This window comes from Acinetobacter colistiniresistens, assembly GCF_024582815.1.
GTDB lineage: Bacteria > Pseudomonadota > Gammaproteobacteria > Pseudomonadales > Moraxellaceae > Acinetobacter.
Genome location: NZ_CP102099.1, coordinates 3,642,929 through 3,661,798, shown reverse-complemented (window position 1 = coordinate 3,661,798; position 18,870 = coordinate 3,642,929). Strand labels below are relative to the sequence as shown.

Here is an 18,870-nt window from a genome sequence, read left to right as displayed (position 1 = left end):
AGCATTAGAAAAAGAACAGTGCTGTTGAATTAAAACTGAGGTTTGACTACAACTAAAATCACCACCGCAAACAAGATCAGGGTTGGCATTTCATTGAAGAAACGCCAGAACTTATGTGATTTATAGTGCGCATTGCCAATCAGTTTTTTACGGTAATAACCACAGACAAAATGGTAAATCACTAACAGACCTACCAAGCCGACTTTGAGATAGAACCATAATGCCTCATGGTAATGTCGGGTTGCATCACCCCAGTCAACCAGAAAGTGGGCGGTAATGAGTGTGGCAATCATAGATGGCCACATAATCCCGCGATACAACTTGCGTTCCATCACTTCAAAGCGTTGATGACTGACGGTATCTTCGCTCATGGCGTGGTAAACAAAAAGACGTGGTAGATAGAACAAAGCAGCGAACCAACACACCACAGCAATAATATGTAATGCTTTTACCCACAAAAAAGCATCAGAAGGTGCATCCATTGATCATCCTCAGTGGGGGCGAGGGTGTGTTGATATTTCAACTATGCTTGCGTTATAGACTAAAATGACTTAAACAAGGCATGGAACGTAGGTAATGGTGACTCCATTGCCAAGTTTCATAACGAAGTTTAGGGAAGTTTTAGTCATAACCCTTCGGGACAGGGATATTTTTTGCTGCTACTACGTTATGCCTTATTCACTTAGAATGACTAAGTTTCATAAGTCATGCCTTGTATTAGCTAAAAAATATCCTCTGTCGCAAGCATCTGTGAAATGTTAACGGACCCTCTACGCATCCCACTTCTTGAAAATAAGGCAAGCATTTACGCCGCCAAAGCCAAAACTGTTACTCATGACAGTATTCAGTTTTGCATCACGTTTTTCAAGTACAATATCGAAACCTTGCGCACCTTCATCCAGCTCGGTCACGTTGATGTTGGGTGCAATAAAGTCATTTTGCATCATCAATACCGAATAGATGGCTTCCTGGACACCCGCAGCACCAAGACTATGACCTGTCATTGATTTGGTTGAGCTGAGTGGCGGAACCTGACCTTCACCAAATGCACGCTCCATGGCTTTAAGCTCAGTCACGTCGCCTGCCGGTGTAGATGTACCATGGGTGTTGACATAGTCGATCTGCTCTACGCCATGCTGTTTAGCTTCGTCCAAGGCCATAATGATACAACGTGTTGCACCTTCACCACTTGGTGCAACCATGTCTGCACCATCACTGTTTGCGGCATAGCCAATCACTTCAGCTAAAATGTTAGCACCACGGGCTTGTGCATGTTCGAGTGATTCAAGTACCACGAAACCACCACCACCTGCAATGACGAAGCCATCACGATCTTTTGAGTATGGGCGTGAGGCAGTTTCAGGTGCGTCGTTGTATTTTGAACATAAGGCACCCATCGCATCAAACAACAAGCTTTGTGACCAATGGTCTTCTTCACCGCCACCGGCAAGCATTAAATCTTGTTTACCCAGTTGGATCAGGTTGTAGGCATAACCAATGGCATCGGCAGACGTTGCACATGCGCTGGTAATCGAATGAGCGATCCCTTGGAGTTTAAAGGCAACACCCACATTTGCGGTAATGGTATTACTCATATTACGAGGAACAAAGAACGGACCGATTTTGCGTGCGCCTTTTTCTTCTAATAATTTCACCATTTCGGCAACAGATGCTGTTGAGTTACCACCACTACCACCTGCGATACCGTAGCGTGGATTGTTGGCCAAATCTTCTTGTTTAAGTCCGGCATGTTCTACTGCTGCAACTGCTGCATTATAAGCATACATTGCACACACGCCCATAAAGCGTTTGAGTTTGCGGTCAATGCCCTCAAAATCCTGTTCAGCAGCTGCACTGACATGGCTTTTGAAATTCAGTTCTGCATAAGTAGGGTTTAAACGTGTTCCTGAGATTCCATTTTTTAAAGAATGAGTGACCTCTTCTAAAGAGTTACCGATACATGAGTTAATGCCCATACCAGTGATTACAACACGTTTCATTTACAGTTCCCTTTTCTGGTAATACTAAGCCTTGCGCATCTCGCTACGAATACAAATCAGGAGAAAATAACGATTAAAATGGCTTATGAGTGAATGACACCATAATAGCAGAAAGGTTTTTTATTTCTTATGGCAAATTTTATGACTATTTCCAGTTGTGTAAATATTCGTAAATATTGGTGTGGTTGTGACGAAACGTAATGAAAGTACACAGATAAAAGTTGAGATAAATCTGCATTCAACCTAGTATTTACCTAGAGATGCACAGATTACACAACAGAGGTACTTGATGACAAAATCTAAAAACAAGCAATCTTCAGGTTTATTTGCACAAGCCTTTGGAGTGGCTAAAAAGCTCAGTTCAGAATTACAAAAACTGCAAGTGGCTCCAACAACATCGGGTGCGGAATTGGCCAACTCATCCAATATTGTCGAAGGGAAGGCACGTTTTAAAAGCCCGTTTGAGGTGGAAAAATATGAAAATCCTCAACAAATGTTACGCCAACAACTCCCGAAACTGTCGCATCAGCTGTTAGGTCGCCATTACAACCGAGTCAATAATGTTGCTTCATTTGTATCTCCAGATTTAGGGGAAAAGGTGTCTGACTATTTATTTCAATGGTTGAATGAGTTTAGTTCGAATAGCTCCTTAACAGAAAAAATTCTGGAAGAAGCCGGGGTGAAAGATATTATTGAGCTGACACAGGATACGGGGCGTTCACAACGTTTAAGTCAGGCATTGATTGAGCAGAATAAATTACTCGCAGCAGCTCAAGGTGCAATTACAGGTGCTACTGGGGTGTGGGGTGCGGCGATTGATATCCCGGCTTCAATCGTACTGGCTTTGAGAACCATATATCAGACAGGACGTTCGCACGGTTTTGATTTAACCGAAGATGCAGATCAAGAGATCGTTGCCTTTGTCTTTAAAGAAATTGACTTAAGTTTGGTTGCGGAAAAACAGACTTTGCTCGTCGCCTTAAAAGCATTGCAATCCATGTTGGAAACCCATAATTTACAGCAATTCCAGCAGCTGCTCGGTTCAAATAATGATATTGAACTGGTGAAAAAGTGGTTGGTCGATGAAAATGGTCAGTTTAAATGGAACTGGCTCAATCGTATTCCTCAAGCATCAGTAATTGGTAAACTGACACCAATTGCGGGTGCAGCACTGGGTGGTTTCTATAGTTGGAGATTATTGGATGATGTCGGCCATAAATCTCAGGCAATTTTTGGTGCGGCCCGATTTTATATCAATCAACATCCCAATGAAAAAACTTCACCTTTAGAGGCTTATTTCAAAGCAGAACAGCAGCTGAAAAAAGCGAGTCCACGTTTATTAAGTTCTGTGGCAGTTGAAGGCAATAACACCACATCAGAGCAACAGAATAATGTGATTACCAAAGTGACTGTTCAAACCAAAGAAAATACGGCTGCTACGGATTCTGTGGATGACAAGGTTGAAGAGGGAATTCAGCAATTAGCTGAGCAGCATGTGGTTGAGCATCTGCATACTGAACAGCAGCCTGCGCTAAAGCAGCAAGAGCACCTGTCGGTAGAAGAGAGTACTGAAATGGGTACAGAAACGAAGGCACTTGATATCGAACCTGCATCAACAAAACCTAGTTAAGCGTTGTATGCAATTTTAGATATCAAAACACAACAAAGCCAAGAAATGGTCAGCACTAACAATGTTGACCATTTTTACTTCTTAGCTTACAATTATGTGCCCTTAAAAAGAGGTTATTTTCTTTTTTTAAGGTTGTTTAATAACGGGAGAATTGCCAAATGGCAACAACAAATCAGTTGATCCGTAAGGGTCGTACGACTTTGATTGAAAAATCAAAAGTTCCTGCGTTGAAGGCTTGTCCACAACGTCGTGGTGTATGTACACGTGTTTATACTACTACACCTAAAAAACCTAACTCAGCAATGCGTAAGGTTTGCCGTGTTCGCTTAACTTCAGGTTTTGAAGTATCTAGCTATATCGGTGGTGAAGGTCATAACTTACAAGAGCACAGTGTTGTTCTTATCCGTGGTGGTCGTGTTAAAGACTTACCAGGTGTACGTTACCATACCGTTCGTGGTTCTTTAGACTGTGCTGGCGTTAAAGATCGTAACCAGTCACGTTCTAAATACGGTGCTAAGCGTCCTAAGAAGTAATTCTAGGAAACTAGCCCAAACAACCCTTTAGCGTTTCGCTTGTTTGAATTCTTCATAGATTTGTAATTCAAGCGACGTATAGTAAGGCCAGCGTCGTGTACATGACACTTGTACAAACTGCTGGATTATCCTGAAGTGTCATATTATTAGGTGTATTAAAATGCCAAGACGTCGCGTAGTCGCTGCTCGTGAGATCCTTCCAGATCCAAAATTTAGCAGCCAAACAATCGCTAAATTCATGAACCACGTAATGCAAGATGGTAAAAAATCTATTGCTGAAAGTATCGTTTACGGTGCTTTAGACCGCGTTCAAGAAAAAAACAAAGTAGACCCAGTTGAATTTTTCGAGACTACTCTTGAAAAAGTTCGTCCTATGGTTGAAGTAAAAGCACGCCGTGTTGGTGGTGCTACTTATCAAGTACCTATGGAAGTACGCCCATCCCGTCGTACTGCTCTAGCTATGCGTTGGTTAGTAGATGCTGCTGCTAAGCGTTCTGAAAAAACGATGGCTTTACGTCTTGCTGGTGAGTTGCTTGATGCAGCTGAAGGTAAAGGTGCAGCGATCAAAAAACGTGAAGACGTGCATCGTATGGCTGAAGCCAACAAAGCCTTCTCTCACTACCGTTTCTAAGCGGATAAAACAGTCCCTAATCAGGAGAATATTCATGCGTACCGCAGCACGATTCAACATCGCTCTTTACCAAAGTGGGGGCTTTGCGGGTATTTAAGTTGCCTGCATGGATATTCGCGCGCATCAATTTAATTGATGCGTCCTGTTTTAAATATAACATTTAGGAATGTAGACATCATGGCTCGCCAAACCCCAATTAGTAATTACCGTAACATCGGTATTTCTGCGCACATTGACGCAGGTAAAACAACTACAACTGAACGTATTTTGTTCTACACAGGTGTATCTCACAAAATTGGTGAAGTACACGATGGTGCAGCAACAATGGACTGGATGGAACAAGAGCAAGAGCGTGGTATTACAATTACCTCTGCTGCTACAACTTGTTTCTGGTCTGGTATGGCTAACCAATTCCAACAACACCGTATCAACGTAATCGATACACCGGGACACGTAGACTTCACAATCGAAGTTGAACGTTCTATGCGTGTTCTTGACGGTGCGTGCATGGTTTACTGTGCAGTTGGTGGTGTACAGCCTCAGTCTGAAACTGTATGGCGTCAAGCGAACAAATATAAAGTGCCTCGTTTAGCATTCGTGAACAAGATGGACCGTACTGGTGCAAACTTCTTCCGTGCTGTTGAGCAAGTTAAAACTCGTTTAGGTGGTAATCCTGTACCTATCGTTGTGCCAATCGGTGCAGAAGATACATTTACAGGTGTTGTTGACCTTATCGAAATGAAAGCGATTATCTGGGATGAAGCATCTCAAGGTATGAAGTTCGAATACGGTGATATTCCTGCTGACCTCGTTGAGACTTCTCAAGAATGGCGTACTAAGATGGTTGAAGCTGCGGCTGAAGCATCTGAAGAGTTAATGGACAAGTACTTAGAAGAAGGTGATCTTTCTAAAGAAGAAATCATCGCTGGTCTTCGTTCACGTACATTGGCGTCTGAAATCCAAGTTATGCTTTGTGGTTCAGCGTTCAAGAACAAAGGTGTTCAACGTATGTTGGATGCTGTAATTCAATTCTTGCCTTCTCCAACAGAAGTTAAAGCAATTGAAGGTATTCTTGACGACAAAGATGAAACTAAAGCATCTCGTGAAGCATCTGACGAAGCGCCGTTCTCTGCACTTGCGTTCAAAATCATGAACGATAAGTTCGTAGGTAACTTAACCTTCGTACGTGTTTATTCTGGTGTTCTTAAACAAGGTGATCCGGTTTATAACCCAGTTAAATCTAAGCGTGAACGTATCGGCCGTATCGTGCAAATGCATGCGAACGAACGTCAAGATCTTGATGAAATCCGTGCAGGTGATATCGCAGCGTGTGTAGGTCTTAAAGACGTAACTACGGGTGATACATTATGTGATGAGAAAAACATCATTACCCTTGAGCGTATGGAATTCCCAGAGCCAGTAATTTCATTGGCTGTTGAACCAAAAACTAAAGCTGACCAAGAAAAAATGTCAATTGCTTTAGGTCGTTTGGCGAAAGAAGATCCATCGTTCCGCGTTCGTACAGACGAAGAATCTGGTCAAACAATTATTGCTGGTATGGGTGAGCTTCACCTTGACATCATCGTTGACCGTATGAAGCGTGAATTCGGTGTTGAAGCGAACATTGGTAAACCAATGGTTGCTTACCGTGAAACGATCAAAAAGTCTGTTGAACAAGAAGGTAAGTTTGTTCGTCAAACAGGTGGTAAAGGTAAATTCGGTCATGTATATGTTCGTTTAGAACCTATGGATGTTGAAGAAGCTGGTAAAGAATACGAATTCGCTGAAGAAGTTGTCGGCGGTACTGTACCTAAAGAATTCTTTGGTGCGGTTGATAAAGGTATTCAAGAACGTATGAAGAATGGTGTATTGGCTGGTTACCCTGTTGTGGGTATCAAAGCGACATTATTCGATGGTTCTTACCATGATGTCGACTCTGATGAATTGTCGTTCAAAATGGCTGGTTCATATGCTTTCCGTGACGGTTTCATGAAAGCAGATCCTATCCTTCTTGAACCAATCATGAAAGTTGAAGTTGAAACTCCAGAAGACTACATGGGCGATATCATGGGTGACTTAAACCGTCGTCGTGGTATGGTTCAAGGTATGGACGATCTTCCTGGTGGAACAAAAGCAATTAAAGCAGAAGTTCCATTGGCTGAGATGTTTGGTTACGCGACTCAAATGCGTTCTATGTCTCAAGGTCGTGCGACGTATTCTATGGAATTCGCTAAATACGCTGAAACTCCACGTAACGTGGCGGAAGGCATCATCGCTAAGTTCCAAGCTGGCGGTAAAAAAGGTGACGACGAGTAATCTTTCGATTACTATATTACCCAACTAAAATTTAGTTAAAAAACCAAGTGCTCATGGGCGACCCTCATGAGCAGTTTATAAAGGAAGATCATCATGGCTAAAGCCAAGTTTGAACGTAATAAACCACACGTAAACGTGGGTACAATTGGTCACGTTGACCATGGTAAAACAACTTTAACTGCTGCGATTGCAACTATCTGTGCAAAAACTTACGGCGGTGAAGCGAAAGATTACTCACAAATCGACTCAGCTCCTGAAGAAAAAGCACGTGGTATTACAATTAATACATCACACGTAGAATACGATTCTCCAATCCGTCACTACGCTCACGTAGACTGCCCGGGTCACGCCGATTATGTTAAAAACATGATTACTGGTGCTGCTCAGATGGACGGCGCGATCCTTGTATGTGCTGCGACTGATGGTCCAATGCCACAAACTCGTGAACACATCCTTCTTTCACGTCAGGTTGGTGTACCTTACATCATCGTATTCTTGAACAAGTGTGACCTTGTTGATGATGAAGAATTGCTTGAATTGGTAGAAATGGAAGTTCGTGAACTTCTATCTACTTATGACTTCCCAGGTGATGACACTCCAGTTATCCGTGGTTCAGCACTTGCAGCGCTTAATGGTGATGCTGGTCAATATGGCGAATCATCAGTTCTTGCTCTTGTTGAAGCGCTTGACTCTTACATCCCAGAACCAGAGCGTGCTATCGATAAAGCATTCTTGATGCCAATCGAAGATGTATTCTCAATCTCAGGCCGTGGTACAGTAGTAACTGGTCGTGTAGAAGCGGGTATCGTAAAAGTTGGTGAAGAAGTTGAAATCGTAGGTATCAAAGATACGGTTAAGACAACTGTAACTGGCGTTGAGATGTTCCGTAAACTTCTTGACGAAGGCCGTGCTGGTGAGAACTGTGGTATCTTACTTCGTGGTACTAAGCGTGAAGACGTACAACGTGGTCAAGTACTTGCTAAACCAGGTACAATCAAGCCGCACACTAAATTCGATGCAGAAGTATACGTACTTTCTAAAGAAGAAGGTGGTCGTCACACTCCATTCCTTAACGGTTACCGTCCACAGTTCTACTTCCGTACAACTGACGTAACTGGCGCGATCAAATTACAAGATGGCGTTGAAATGGTTATGCCTGGTGACAACGTAGAAATGTCAGTAGAATTAATTCACCCGATCGCAATGGACCCAGGTCTACGTTTTGCGATCCGTGAAGGTGGTCGTACTGTAGGCGCTGGTGTTGTTGCTAAAGTAACTGCATAATCGCTTAGAGTGATAAAAAAACACCCCTTTGGGGTGTTTTTTTATGCCTATTGTTTTTGTATTTCTTGTCTTACTATCGAAACTCTAGTCTTCAATTAAATTTTTCTTTTAGGTTAGAAAAGTAGTTTCACTTATCACTCCTTTTCTCTTGCGTCGAAAATTTTAATACTTAATTAAAATTTCCTCCTCATGTCCTAAACTGATAATACGCTGTCCTAAACTGCACTTAATTGATTCGTATAAAAACGTAATATAAAACTCAAGAAAACGAACAAAAGTGCTCAGTGAAGATATTTCACTGAAAAGGAGTAGGTAGCATGAATGCTAAAGTAAATGTTTCGAATCGTGCAGGTGCAAGTTTCCCAGTACGTCGTATGAATTTTGATTTTGATCAGGTTCCAGAATATTGGGTCAGTGGCTCTGCTGGTCTAACGCATTTTATGACAGGTTTATCTGCATTATTCCCAGACGGTGAAAAACTCTTCATCGATTCGGTTCGTGCTGTACGTTACCACCCAGCCATTAAAGATAACGATAAACTGCAAAAAGAAATCAGTGCTTTTATTGGTCAAGAAGCCATGCATACCCAAGAACATGTCAACTTTAATGCTTCCGCTCAAAAATATGGACATGACGTTGAAACCTTGGAACGAAGAACAGGTGTCGTCATTCAAACGGGTCGTAAACTATTTGCTAAATTAGTAAAGCCATTTGGTATGACACAAGAAATGGTAGATTTGACCGCAACAACGGCACTGGAGCATTTTACTGCAACGATTGCTTCGGAGTTGCTACGTAATCCGCATATTCAAGCATTGATGCAAGACAAGACCATGGAATATATGTGGTTATGGCATGCGGTAGAAGAAAATGAACATAAAGCAGTTGCCTATGATGTGTATGAGGAAATTTTTGGTCGTGGCGTAAAAGCATACGCATTACGTAATACTGCACTGGTTGTTTCGATGGTTGCGATTTTTCTGACCCAATCTTCATTCGTTATAAAACTATTGAGAGATGATGGAAAATTGAACCTGAAAGAATTGGGTATGATTTATCAATATGCCTATAGTCCATCGAAAGGAATTATCGCTGGAATGGCGGGTGAAATGCTGGCGTACTTCAAACCTGGTTTCCATCCCAATGATTTAGATACCGTACAACTATTACAAGATTGGAAGGCAAAATTAGGTCTGTAAAATCTCTTTGGTTTAGCTCTGTAATTACTGAAAAGGGGACAATCAATGTTGTCCTTTTTTCATTTTAATTGTTCATTTCATACAAGATTTTCAGCAGATTCAGATGTCCTCATATGATGTTTTTCTGACCTTATCTGCACTTATTTCATGCACTGAAAAGAGCGTATAAATAAAGTATAAAAACAATCAGGCAAAAAATATTTATCGCGTAGGAGAACAAGGTATGAATGCGAAAGTCAATATTTCAAACCGAGCTGGCGCCAGTTTTCCTGTACGTCGCATGGATTTTGAATTTGGTGAAGTACCACGTTATTGGGCTAATGGCGATGCAGCATTAACACATTTTATGACTGCACTTTCAGCGTTATTCCCAGAAGGTGAGCAGTTCTTTGTGAATAGCACCCGTGCGGTGCGAAATGATCCCAAACTTGTAGATGAGCGACTTCAGAAAGAAATCAGTGCCTTTATTGGTCAAGAAGCAATGCACTCTAAAGAGCATTTGGCCTTTAACGCTTCGGCTGAAGCGTATGGTTATAAAGTACGTGAAATGGAAGAACAAACTGGCCGGTTAATTAATAGAACCATTGGTATTGCTTCAAAAATTTTAAAACCTTTTGGTTTTAGTAAAGAAATGATTGGTTTAACGGGAACCTGTGCGTTGGAACACTTTACTTCTACCATTGCTGAAGAGTTATTAAGTAATCCCGATATCCAAGCCATGTTTATGGATCAAACCATGTATCATTTATGGATGTGGCATGCGGTAGAAGAAAATGAGCATAAAGCGGTTGCTTTTGATGTCTATCAAGCCATGTATGGTCAAGGTGTTAAAGCGTATTTTATGCGTTCATTAGCTTTAGTCATCGCAATGGGGCTCATTTTTGTTACTCAATCTTATTTCACGGCCAAACTGCTGCAAACAGATGGCAAGCTGACATGGCGTGATAGCAAATACATGATTAAATTTATGTATGGCTATAAAGGTTTTATGACCCGTCAAATTCCGACCTTATTAGATTTTTTAAGACCGAAATTTCATCCGAATGATGACGATACTACCGCGCTTTTGAATAAATGGCGCGCTGAATTAGGTTTTAATCTAAGTTAAGGATATAGGGCAGTAAAACTGCCCATTTTTTTATTCAAATTTTGTTTTAAATTGCTGATAATCTGCATCAGTATTTTATAGAGTGATAACTCGTGATTCGATTGATGCAAGAAAATGACTTGGAGAGTGTGACTGAGATTGAGGGCTTGGTGCAAAGCCATCCTTGGTCTAGGCAGCAGTTCCAAGAATCCTTGGTTTCGTATCAATGTACGGTTTATCAGCAAGCCAATCAGGTGGTGGGTTTTTGTATTCTACAGCCAGTTTTAGATGAAGCAAATTTATTGTTGATGGCGATACATCCAAGCCAGCAAGGTAAGGGGCTCGGTTATAAATTGTTGGATGAGTCTATTCAACAGTTAAAAAACAATCCAATTCAGATTTTTTTAGAAGTCCGTGAAAGTAATACAGCCGCCATTGGTTTGTATGAAAAAACCGGCTTTCATCAAATTGACTTACGCAAAAATTATTATCCCAATACGGATGGCTCAAGAGAGCATGCTGTGATTATGGTCAAAACATGCACCGATGATTTTGCTGCATTATTTAATAATTAAATTATTCCACTCAGAGGGGAGCGTACTCATCAATGAATTTCCTAGCTGATGGATTTCATGGTCTGAGAGCGGGCGATTGAGTCGACGCCATTGTCCATCGAGCAATAACTCCAGTGGGGTATATTGCGATTTATAATTCATTTTAGGTGAATGTGGTACCCAATAGCCTAAGTAGAGATAATCTAGGTTTAGTGTGCGTACATATTCGATTTGTTTGAGAATCGCGAAAACACCGAGTGAGCGACGTTGCTCATCTGGATCAAAAAAGGTATAAACCGCTGAAAGTCCATCATCCATTAAATCACAGGTTGAAACCCCAATCAGCTTTTGATCTTTCCACAACTCAATAAAGAAACTTTCTGTACAGCTATGTACAAGAAATTTCTCAAACTGATCTAGGCTGGCAGGAAACATATCGCCATCGGCATGGCGTTCATTGATATAACGTTCATATAGGTCGTAATGTTGTTGGGTTGCCTGTGAGGTTGGCAAGATACTCATTTGTAAATCTTGATTGCGTTTCCATGCCTTTTTTTGGCTGCTGTTCATTTTAAATTCTTGAACAGGAACACGACAGGATAAACACTGGCGACACAGATGACATTCTGGACGATAGACAAAATCGCCGCTACGACGAAAACCGACACGAGAAAGTTCTGACAAGGTCACCACATCAATACGGTGAATTGGATCTAAAAACACCATCCGTGCCGATTTGTTATCGAGATAACTGCAATCATGTGGCGGCGTAATATAGTACTGTAAGTCATTTAAAAGGGACTTGGGTTGATATGATTTCATTAATCTGTCCCTCCAAGGCGTTCATCCGTTAACCGTCTAATTTTGCAAAAACTGCTATTGTTTTACTTGAAAATACACGTTCTTGATAACTTTTCCAATTGATAGAGGGGGCAATAATTACATCTTGTAACGATTTAAGATAGTCTTGGCGAGAAAGTGTACGGGCACCAAGGCTCAGAAGATGATCATTGACCAATTGGCAATCAATCCAAGGCAACTGATTTTCTTGTCCAATCAGCATCAGGGTGTAGAAAGCCATTTTAGAAACATCGGTTTCGGTACTAAACATCGACTCTCCAAAGCAGCCTTTACCAATACTGACTCCATATAAGCCACCAACCAATTTATCCTGCTGCCAGACTTCAACACTGTACGCATATCCTGTTTGGAATAATGCGCAATAGCCTTCAATGATATCTTCACTGATCCAGGTTTCATTGGCATAACTACGTGGCATAGAGCATGAGCGAATCACTTGTTCAAAAGCATGATTGACGGTAATTCGATAATCATGTTTCTTCATATTTCGAAGCAAAGATTTACTCGGTTTATAGGCATGAGGTTCGATAATGCACCTTGGCTCGGGACTCCACCAGCAAATCGGTTCATCTTCATTGAACCAAGGAAATAATCCATGCGTATAAGCTTCAAATAAAGTAGAAGGCGACAGATCAGCTCCAATACAGATAAATCCTTGACCTTCGGGATCAGCTTCAACTGGATTGGGGAAAATATAATATGAGGGCGGAAGCAGTTGCATAGCACAAAAAGTAAATAACAATCATTTTAAGCTAACTGAAGTTGTCAGGAATGGCAATCTTCGTTATTGCCATTCCCATATCGGGTTTAACTAAATAAGCGCAGTTGTTTAGCAATATGGAGTTTTTTGCTGTCCAAGAACAATTGTGCTTTGCCTTGAATAATTTCGAGGCTTTGTTCTTGGTCCGATACGGTTTTCCCTTCACTGTTCAAAACTAACCAATTCAGTTGATTCAGCACATCCTGCACATAATGAGCAAATTCGCTCGCAGACTTTAGACCTTCAACAAAATGTGCGCGATAAAACAATTGATGGAAGTGTTCTGTTGCTAAACCGATACCCGTAATTGGGCTAATCAACACATTATAGTTTTGATGAAAGCTGGCTTGTTGCAGTAAATAATGATTCAAACGGTGGCATTGCTCCAACGTCTGCTGCTTTGGCTCTAAGCTCTGGCAGGGTTGGGCCAGTCCGAGATGCGAGAGAATGACCAAGGCATTGAGAATTTTGGCATAATTGAGCTGAGGAAGACTTTGCTCTAATTCAGCAATGGTCAGTGGGCGATAGTTTTCCTGAGCAAATTTATCTCCAATAGGCTGATAAATTTCTTCAATGAGATTAAATGTTCCTAACAGGCCACTGATACTGGTTGGGAGTTGTTCCTTGGCCGTCAGTAATACAAAGGCCGTTTTGCGCAGTCGTTCTTGTGTTTGTAACGGGGTTAAATTATTTTTCCCTCGAATAAACAGATCGCGTCTAAATTGGGTATTGGCAAAATAGTCACGGCATTGTTCTTTGAAAATGGGATGTTCAATGGCATTTAGAAAGGCTTGGTGTTGCTCAGAAAAATTAATATTATCTAAGTGTGTACTTAAATCGGTTGAGCCTGCATAAGACAGTTTGATTTCATCCAGAATTCGGACAATCTGCTGAAAGGAAAAACATTGCCAGTCTTGATTGAGATATTCGTGAATCAAATAATTGGGATTTTGTTGTTTTAAATCGGCTACTTTTTGCAATGCATTGGGATTGCGTTGGGCAAAAATAGGGTTTTGTTGCAATAAATCTTCACTAAAGTTTAGTGCTTCATTGACCTTTTGCAGTGGATTGGTGCTTTTACTATTGAACTTGAAGTGACTATGGAACAACTCGCGAATTGGCATATTGGCTGCCCAACCCGTAACACAGTTATAGCTAATATAAACAATACCATTGGGCTTTAGAAACTTGCGGATAAATTTAAGAATAATGTATTGATTCTCATAGCTGATCCAACTCCAGATCCCATGCAAGCTAATAGAGTCAAACATGGGCAAGTCAGAACGATGCAGTAACTCTTCAAAGCTGTCGTCATAGAAATAGTGTTCGGTCTTGCTTTGTTCAGCCAGCTGATTGGCATGAGCTGCGTGGGCTGGATTGAAGTCCGTTCCATAAAATGCGGCTTCATTCGAGGTTGCATGAATATTAATGCTGACGCCCTGACCGAAGCCCAGTTCGCAATGATGATGATTTTCCTGAAAGTCTGGGCTATCGATACCGTTCAAGAGTAAGCAAAACTTTTGGAAATTCGGGCTGAGGTCTCGATAATAACCGTAGGTATAGTTCACTTCCGTTTGGTAGCCATTCGTCCAGGTCGTTGTCATTGATATATCCTAAAAGGCTGATTGCAGGTGTGTGTAAAAAGTCGTCAATTTTTTGATTGTATGGATAGTTGCATAAAAAAACCACCAAAGATTGGTGGTTTTTCGATATTGGCCTAATTAGTTTAGATTATCGAGATATTTCTCTGCATCTAAAGCCGCCATACAGCCTGATCCTGCAGAAGTAATGGCCTGACGGTAGATACTATCAGCAACATCACCCGCAGCAAAAACACCTTCAACAGAGGCCGCAGTGGCATTACCCGCAGTACCGCTATGTACCTGAATATAACCATCCCGTAGATTTAATTGACCTTCAAACATGCCAGTATTCGGTTTATGTCCAATCGCAACAAACAAGCCTTGAACTTGAACATCCTGCGTGCTTGCATCTTGGGTAGATTTAATGCGAACAGCCGTTACGCCAGTTTTGTCCCCCAAGACTTCATCGACTTGATGGTTCCAGATAATGCTGATTTTGCCTTCTTTTTCTTTGGCGAAAAGATGATCTTGCAAAATCTTTTCTGAACGTAAGCTGTCACGACGATGAACCAGTGTGACATGCGCTGCAATATTAGAAAGATACAGTGCTTCTTCAACGGCTGTATTACCTCCACCGACAACCATGACATTCTGGTTCTTGTAGAAGAAGCCATCACAGGTTGCACATGCGCTCACACCTTGCCCCATAAATGCGGCTTCTGACTCAAGACCTAAATACTGTGCTGTCGCACCTGTTGCAATAATTAGCGCATCACATGTGTACTCTTCCATATCGCCTTTGAGCACGAATGGGCGAGTGTTAAGATCTACTTCATTGATATGATCGTAGACGATTTCTGTACCGAAACGTTCCGCATGAGCTTGCATACGTTCCATTAGTACAGGCCCCGTTAATCCTTCTGGGTCACCTGGCCAGTTGTCAACTTCAGTGGTCGTTGTTAATTGACCACCGAGTTGCAAACCTGCAATCAGTGTTGGCTTGAGGTTAGCACGTGCTGCATATACTGCTGCGCTATAGCCTGCAGGACCAGAACCCAAAATAATTAATCGTGAGTGACGAGCGCTCATTAAAGAACATCCTTTTTATATTGAAACTGCTAAAATTATACGTGAATCCAGCGGGGAGTGGGGTAAATCGATCGGGATAATATTGATTAACTCAATCGAATTGAACTATATCCGTGCAGGATGTTAACAACAACAGTAAACAATCGTGCATCTTTTTTGTAAGAACGAGTGCATAATATAAAACTTATTGATTAAGGTAATTTAGACCTTAAAAGATACCAACAAATAACGAATTGGGTTACAGGACTGTATATGACTGCGGTGTCAAGTGTTTATGCACAACGCTTTTTAATGACATTATTTTTGATTTCTTTTGGCATTTATTTATTTCTTGCCACAGTAACCTATACACCGTTTGATCCGGGCTGGATGCATATTTCCAGTGATACCCAACAGGTCTCAAACGCCAGCGGTGTAGCGGGTGCTTGGATCGCAGATTTACTGTTCGGTTTTCTGGGGTGGGCGAGTTTACTTATCCCGATTTTCTTGTTTATTGAAGCCATTCAAGTGTGGTGGCCGAGAAGTTTTCTCAATCGTCCATTTCGTTATGCAGCTCAGTTTTTCTTGATTCTTTCAATTTCCAGCTTGTTGTATCTGCATTGGAATACACCCGCAGATACTTTGGATAATGCGGCAGGGGGGATCATTGGTTATGAATTGGGGCAAAGCTTATCGCATTTGTTGACCATTTATGGTGCAACCTTGTTCTTACTCGCGTTTAGTATTTTATTATTGACCTTGGCTTTTGGGATTCAGTGGAACAAAACTTGGGCAACATTGAAAAATACACCTGCTTATCTACAAGATTTATTCTATAAAAATGTACCTCAGCATGAGTCTGCGTATGATCTGACCGAGCAACTGGCAGCTTCTGAAACAGCAGCAATCAAAAATAAAGCAGTAAAAGACTCGGACTCTGCACCAGAGATGGATGCGCCTAAAGCCAATCAGGTTCAGGCAAAACTGATTAAAATTGATGATTCACATCATCAGTTGATGGCGGAAAAATTATTTGCTGATGTGGTTGCGAAAGAACAACAGGGCAGTACCCAAGCTCAAATAGCTCCGCAAGAAGACGCGTTTGAACAGACCTTACAACGTGCACATCAGTTTGAAAATGAAAGTCAACGTCTGGTTCAAACGGGTGAAGTATGGCGTGCCTTACAGCGTGATGATGCCAGCCATAAACAAGAGATTGATGCATTGTTGAGAGCTGCAGATGATTCTGCCCAGTTCACAGCGCCTGCTGCACATGTAGCAACAGCTCAAACAGCCAATCATAGTCATCTAGATTGGAACGATGACCAAATCTTTGATGAGTTATTGGCTGCTGTACCGAATAGTAAGACAGCAACAGATTTACATACGCCGTTTACGCAAGAGCCTCCATCTCATCCTTCTCCGCGTGGGGATGATATTGAATTTGAATCAGATATCGAAGCACTTATCACCGAGTCTGCACGACCTGTAGCTCAGCAGCCTTATATTGCTCCAGCACAAAATACAATCCATCCTGTTGCAGAAGAAACGCACGGCACTGCTGAACAGGATAGAGATGACTTTCGTGATCTTATGGTGGAGGAAGAGCGCGAACAAGCATCTCCTCGTAGTAGCAGTTATGCCCAATCCTCTGCTTTTGTAAAAGCACCGATTGAGGTCGCTGCGCCGAAAGAAACCTTGTCTAAAGAAGCCTTTATCGAAGCATGGCAGGAAACGGCGGGTAAAGCAGATCCAGATACGGATTTAGATCTCGAAGAAGATTTTGATCTAGATGCTCCGTTAACGGATGCGTTTGGTCGTCCAATGTCACGCGCCATGCAAGTCGCGCAAAAACGCCGTGATCTACCGACTTTACCGGGTCTGGAATTGCTGGATGAAGTTGATCCAAATAAAAAGGTCAATTTTACCGCTGAGCAACTCGCGCGCCTTTCTGAGCTTTTAGAGATTAAACTACAAGAGTTTAATGTGAAGGCGCAGGTAGTCGAAGCTCAGCCGGGACCAGTCGTAACACGCTTTGAACTCGATCTTGCACCGGGTGTAAAAGCCTCTAAAGTGACCAATATTTCACGCGATCTGGCACGTTCAATGTCGATGGCATCTGTTCGTGTGGTTGAAGTGATTGCAGGAAAACCATATATCGGAATTGAAGTACCAAATAGTAGCCGTGAAATGGTGCGGTTGATTGAGTTATTGAAAACGCCAGCTTTTGAAGACCCTGCGGGTTTGCTCTCTATGGCGATGGGTAAAGACATCTCAGGTAATCCTGTCATTACTGACCTCGGTAAAGCGCCACATATGCTGGTTGCAGGGACCACAGGTTCTGGTAAGTCGGTTGCAGTCAACTCGATGATCCTTTCGATGTTATTGAAGTACACACCTGATCAGTTACGTTTGATTCTAATTGATCCGAAACAGCTCGAATTGGCTAACTATAACGATATTCCACACTTATTAACGCCTGTAGTCACTGACATGAAAGATGCGGTCAGTGCATTAAACTGGTGTGTGAATGAGATGGAACGCCGTTATAAACTGATGTCATTCCTGAAAATTCGTAAACTCAGTGACTATAACCGTAAGGTCGAAGAGGCGATTGCCAATGGTGAGGATTTAATTGATCCTACATGGAAAGCCAGTGATTCTGTTGTGGGTGAGCGTGCACCGCGTTTGGCGCCATTACCATCGATTGTAATTGTTGCGGATGAGTTTGCCGACATGATCATGCAGGTCGGTAAAAAAGCCGAAGAAATGATTACCCGTTTGGCACAGAAATCGCGTGCAGCAGGAATTCACTTACTGCTTGCAACACAGCGTCCTTCGGTTGACGTGATTACAGGTTTGATTAAAGCCAATATTCCAACCCGCGTTGCTTTACGCGTAAACAGTAAAATTGACTCGCGCACCATTCTCGACGCAGGTGGCGCGGAAGACTTGCTCGGTCATGGTGATATGTTGTTCTTGGGGCCGGGTAAAATCGAGCCTGAGCGTGTCCATGGTGCATTTATTAGTGATGATGAAGTCAACCGTATTTGTGATGCTTGGCGTGAACGTGGTGAGCCTGATTATGTCGATGAGATCCTGACACCATTTGATGAAGAGCCAACTTCTCGTGGCTTTGAAGATGGCGATGGTGACCCAAGCCGTGATGCGTTATATGACCAATGTGTTTCCTTTGTGCTGGAAACCCGTAAGGCATCCACCTCGTCGCTGCAGCGTAAATTTAGCTTGGGTTATAACCGTGCGGCGCGCATTATTGACCAGATGGAAGAGAATGGCATTGTCAGCTCAATGGGCGCCAATGGTAAACGGGATATTCTGGTTTAATCAGCAGTGATCTAATAAA

The 18,870-nt window shown here is 42.1% G+C and carries 15 protein-coding genes; 9 read left to right on the top strand and 6 right to left on the bottom strand.

Annotation, left to right across the window (positions count from 1 at the left end):
• Nucleotides 1-29 precede the first annotated feature (29 nt).
• Both hemJ and NQU59_RS17555 read right to left on the bottom strand, forming a co-directional pair.
• Nucleotides 30-482 carry a protoporphyrinogen oxidase HemJ gene (gene hemJ / locus NQU59_RS17560; RefSeq protein WP_005239243.1) on the bottom strand — a complete coding sequence of 151 codons (453 nt, stop codon included), beginning with the start codon at nucleotides 480-482 and terminating at the stop codon, nucleotides 30-32.
• A gap of 288 nt (nucleotides 483-770) precedes the next feature.
• Nucleotides 771-2,000: a beta-ketoacyl-ACP synthase II gene (locus NQU59_RS17555; protein ID WP_005239242.1), complete on the bottom strand. Its 1,230-nt coding sequence runs from the start codon at nucleotides 1,998-2,000 to the stop codon at nucleotides 771-773.
• Nucleotides 2,001-2,289: 289 nt separating this feature from the next.
• On the opposite strand from NQU59_RS17555, the gene NQU59_RS17550 reads away from it, so the two are divergent.
• The 8 genes from NQU59_RS17550 to rimI all read left to right on the top strand — a co-directional run bounded on the left by NQU59_RS17550 (nucleotide 2,290) and on the right by rimI (nucleotide 11,255).
• Nucleotides 2,290-3,630 (top strand): EcsC family protein, encoded by a 1,341-nt coding sequence (locus tag NQU59_RS17550; protein WP_257064281.1) that lies wholly within the window; start codon nucleotides 2,290-2,292, stop codon nucleotides 3,628-3,630.
• A gap of 158 nt (nucleotides 3,631-3,788) precedes the next feature.
• Nucleotides 3,789-4,163: a 30S ribosomal protein S12 gene (gene rpsL, locus NQU59_RS17545; protein WP_004638184.1), complete on the top strand. Its 375-nt coding sequence runs from the start codon at nucleotides 3,789-3,791 to the stop codon at nucleotides 4,161-4,163.
• Between the two features lie 160 nt (nucleotides 4,164-4,323).
• Entirely contained in the window at nucleotides 4,324-4,794 is a 471-nt protein-coding gene (gene rpsG / locus NQU59_RS17540; RefSeq protein ID WP_004655203.1) for a 30S ribosomal protein S7, read from the top strand.
• A gap of 177 nt (nucleotides 4,795-4,971) precedes the next feature.
• Complete coding sequence (gene fusA, locus NQU59_RS17535; RefSeq protein WP_005239239.1) at nucleotides 4,972-7,110, top strand: elongation factor G; 2,139 nt, start codon at nucleotides 4,972-4,974, stop codon at nucleotides 7,108-7,110.
• Nucleotides 7,111-7,203: 93 nt separating this feature from the next.
• Entirely contained in the window at nucleotides 7,204-8,394 is a 1,191-nt protein-coding gene (gene tuf, locus NQU59_RS17530) for an elongation factor Tu (protein ID WP_004655200.1), read from the top strand.
• Between the two features lie 317 nt (nucleotides 8,395-8,711).
• Nucleotides 8,712-9,593 (top strand): metal-dependent hydrolase, encoded by an 882-nt coding sequence (locus NQU59_RS17525; protein ID WP_043973817.1) that lies wholly within the window; start codon nucleotides 8,712-8,714, stop codon nucleotides 9,591-9,593.
• Between the two features lie 223 nt (nucleotides 9,594-9,816).
• A complete protein-coding gene (locus tag NQU59_RS17520; protein WP_005239237.1) occupies nucleotides 9,817-10,701 on the top strand; it encodes a metal-dependent hydrolase in 885 nt (294 codons plus the stop codon).
• A 92-nt stretch (nucleotides 10,702-10,793) separates the two neighbouring features.
• On the top strand, nucleotides 10,794-11,255 hold the full coding sequence (gene rimI / locus NQU59_RS17515) for a ribosomal protein S18-alanine N-acetyltransferase (protein WP_257064263.1): 462 nt from the start codon (nucleotides 10,794-10,796) through the stop codon (nucleotides 11,253-11,255).
• On the opposite strand, the gene NQU59_RS17510 is transcribed toward rimI, so the two are convergent.
• The 4 genes from NQU59_RS17510 to trxB all read right to left on the bottom strand — a co-directional run bounded on the left by NQU59_RS17510 (nucleotide 11,241) and on the right by trxB (nucleotide 15,527).
• Complete coding sequence (locus NQU59_RS17510) at nucleotides 11,241-12,056, bottom strand: arginyltransferase (protein WP_005239233.1); 816 nt, start codon at nucleotides 12,054-12,056, stop codon at nucleotides 11,241-11,243. The genes rimI and NQU59_RS17510 overlap by 15 nt on opposite strands.
• A 28-nt stretch (nucleotides 12,057-12,084) precedes the next feature.
• Nucleotides 12,085-12,816 (bottom strand): leucyl/phenylalanyl-tRNA--protein transferase, encoded by a 732-nt coding sequence (aat, locus tag NQU59_RS17505; protein ID WP_257064252.1) that lies wholly within the window; start codon nucleotides 12,814-12,816, stop codon nucleotides 12,085-12,087.
• An 86-nt stretch (nucleotides 12,817-12,902) separates the two neighbouring features.
• Nucleotides 12,903-14,459 (bottom strand): class I SAM-dependent methyltransferase, encoded by a 1,557-nt coding sequence (locus NQU59_RS17500; RefSeq protein WP_005239229.1) that lies wholly within the window; start codon nucleotides 14,457-14,459, stop codon nucleotides 12,903-12,905.
• 117 nt (nucleotides 14,460-14,576) lie between these two features.
• On the bottom strand, nucleotides 14,577-15,527 hold the full coding sequence (gene trxB / locus NQU59_RS17495) for a thioredoxin-disulfide reductase (protein ID WP_005239227.1): 951 nt from the start codon (nucleotides 15,525-15,527) through the stop codon (nucleotides 14,577-14,579).
• A gap of 252 nt (nucleotides 15,528-15,779) precedes the next feature.
• On the opposite strand from trxB, the gene NQU59_RS17490 reads away from it, so the two are divergent.
• Nucleotides 15,780-18,851, top strand: a complete 3,072-nt coding sequence (locus NQU59_RS17490) for a DNA translocase FtsK (RefSeq protein ID WP_043973808.1) — start codon at nucleotides 15,780-15,782, stop codon at nucleotides 18,849-18,851.
• The last annotated feature ends 19 nt before the right edge of the window (nucleotides 18,852-18,870 follow it).

Excerpts from the sequence above, each read along its gene's own strand:
- rpsL (WP_004638184.1), top strand. The coding sequence starts at position 3,789 with ATGGCAACAACAAATCAGTTGATCCGTAAGGGTCGTACGACTTTGATT.
- trxB (WP_005239227.1), bottom strand. The coding sequence starts at position 15,527 with ATGAGCGCTCGTCACTCACGATTAATTATTTTGGGTTCTGGTCCTGCA.
- aat (WP_257064252.1), bottom strand. The coding sequence starts at position 12,816 with ATGCAACTGCTTCCGCCCTCATATTATATTTTCCCCAATCCAGTTGAA.
- rpsG (WP_004655203.1), top strand. The coding sequence starts at position 4,324 with ATGCCAAGACGTCGCGTAGTCGCTGCTCGTGAGATCCTTCCAGATCCA.
- fusA (WP_005239239.1), top strand. The coding sequence starts at position 4,972 with ATGGCTCGCCAAACCCCAATTAGTAATTACCGTAACATCGGTATTTCT.
- tuf (WP_004655200.1), top strand. The coding sequence starts at position 7,204 with ATGGCTAAAGCCAAGTTTGAACGTAATAAACCACACGTAAACGTGGGT.
- hemJ (WP_005239243.1), bottom strand. The coding sequence starts at position 482 with ATGGATGCACCTTCTGATGCTTTTTTGTGGGTAAAAGCATTACATATT.
- NQU59_RS17520 (WP_005239237.1), top strand. The coding sequence starts at position 9,817 with ATGAATGCGAAAGTCAATATTTCAAACCGAGCTGGCGCCAGTTTTCCT.
- NQU59_RS17525 (WP_043973817.1), top strand. The coding sequence starts at position 8,712 with ATGAATGCTAAAGTAAATGTTTCGAATCGTGCAGGTGCAAGTTTCCCA.
- NQU59_RS17550 (WP_257064281.1), top strand. The coding sequence starts at position 2,290 with ATGACAAAATCTAAAAACAAGCAATCTTCAGGTTTATTTGCACAAGCC.
- NQU59_RS17555 (WP_005239242.1), bottom strand. The coding sequence starts at position 2,000 with ATGAAACGTGTTGTAATCACTGGTATGGGCATTAACTCATGTATCGGT.
- NQU59_RS17500 (WP_005239229.1), bottom strand. The coding sequence starts at position 14,459 with ATGACAACGACCTGGACGAATGGCTACCAAACGGAAGTGAACTATACC.
- NQU59_RS17510 (WP_005239233.1), bottom strand. The coding sequence starts at position 12,056 with ATGAAATCATATCAACCCAAGTCCCTTTTAAATGACTTACAGTACTAT.
- NQU59_RS17490 (WP_043973808.1), top strand. The coding sequence starts at position 15,780 with ATGACTGCGGTGTCAAGTGTTTATGCACAACGCTTTTTAATGACATTA.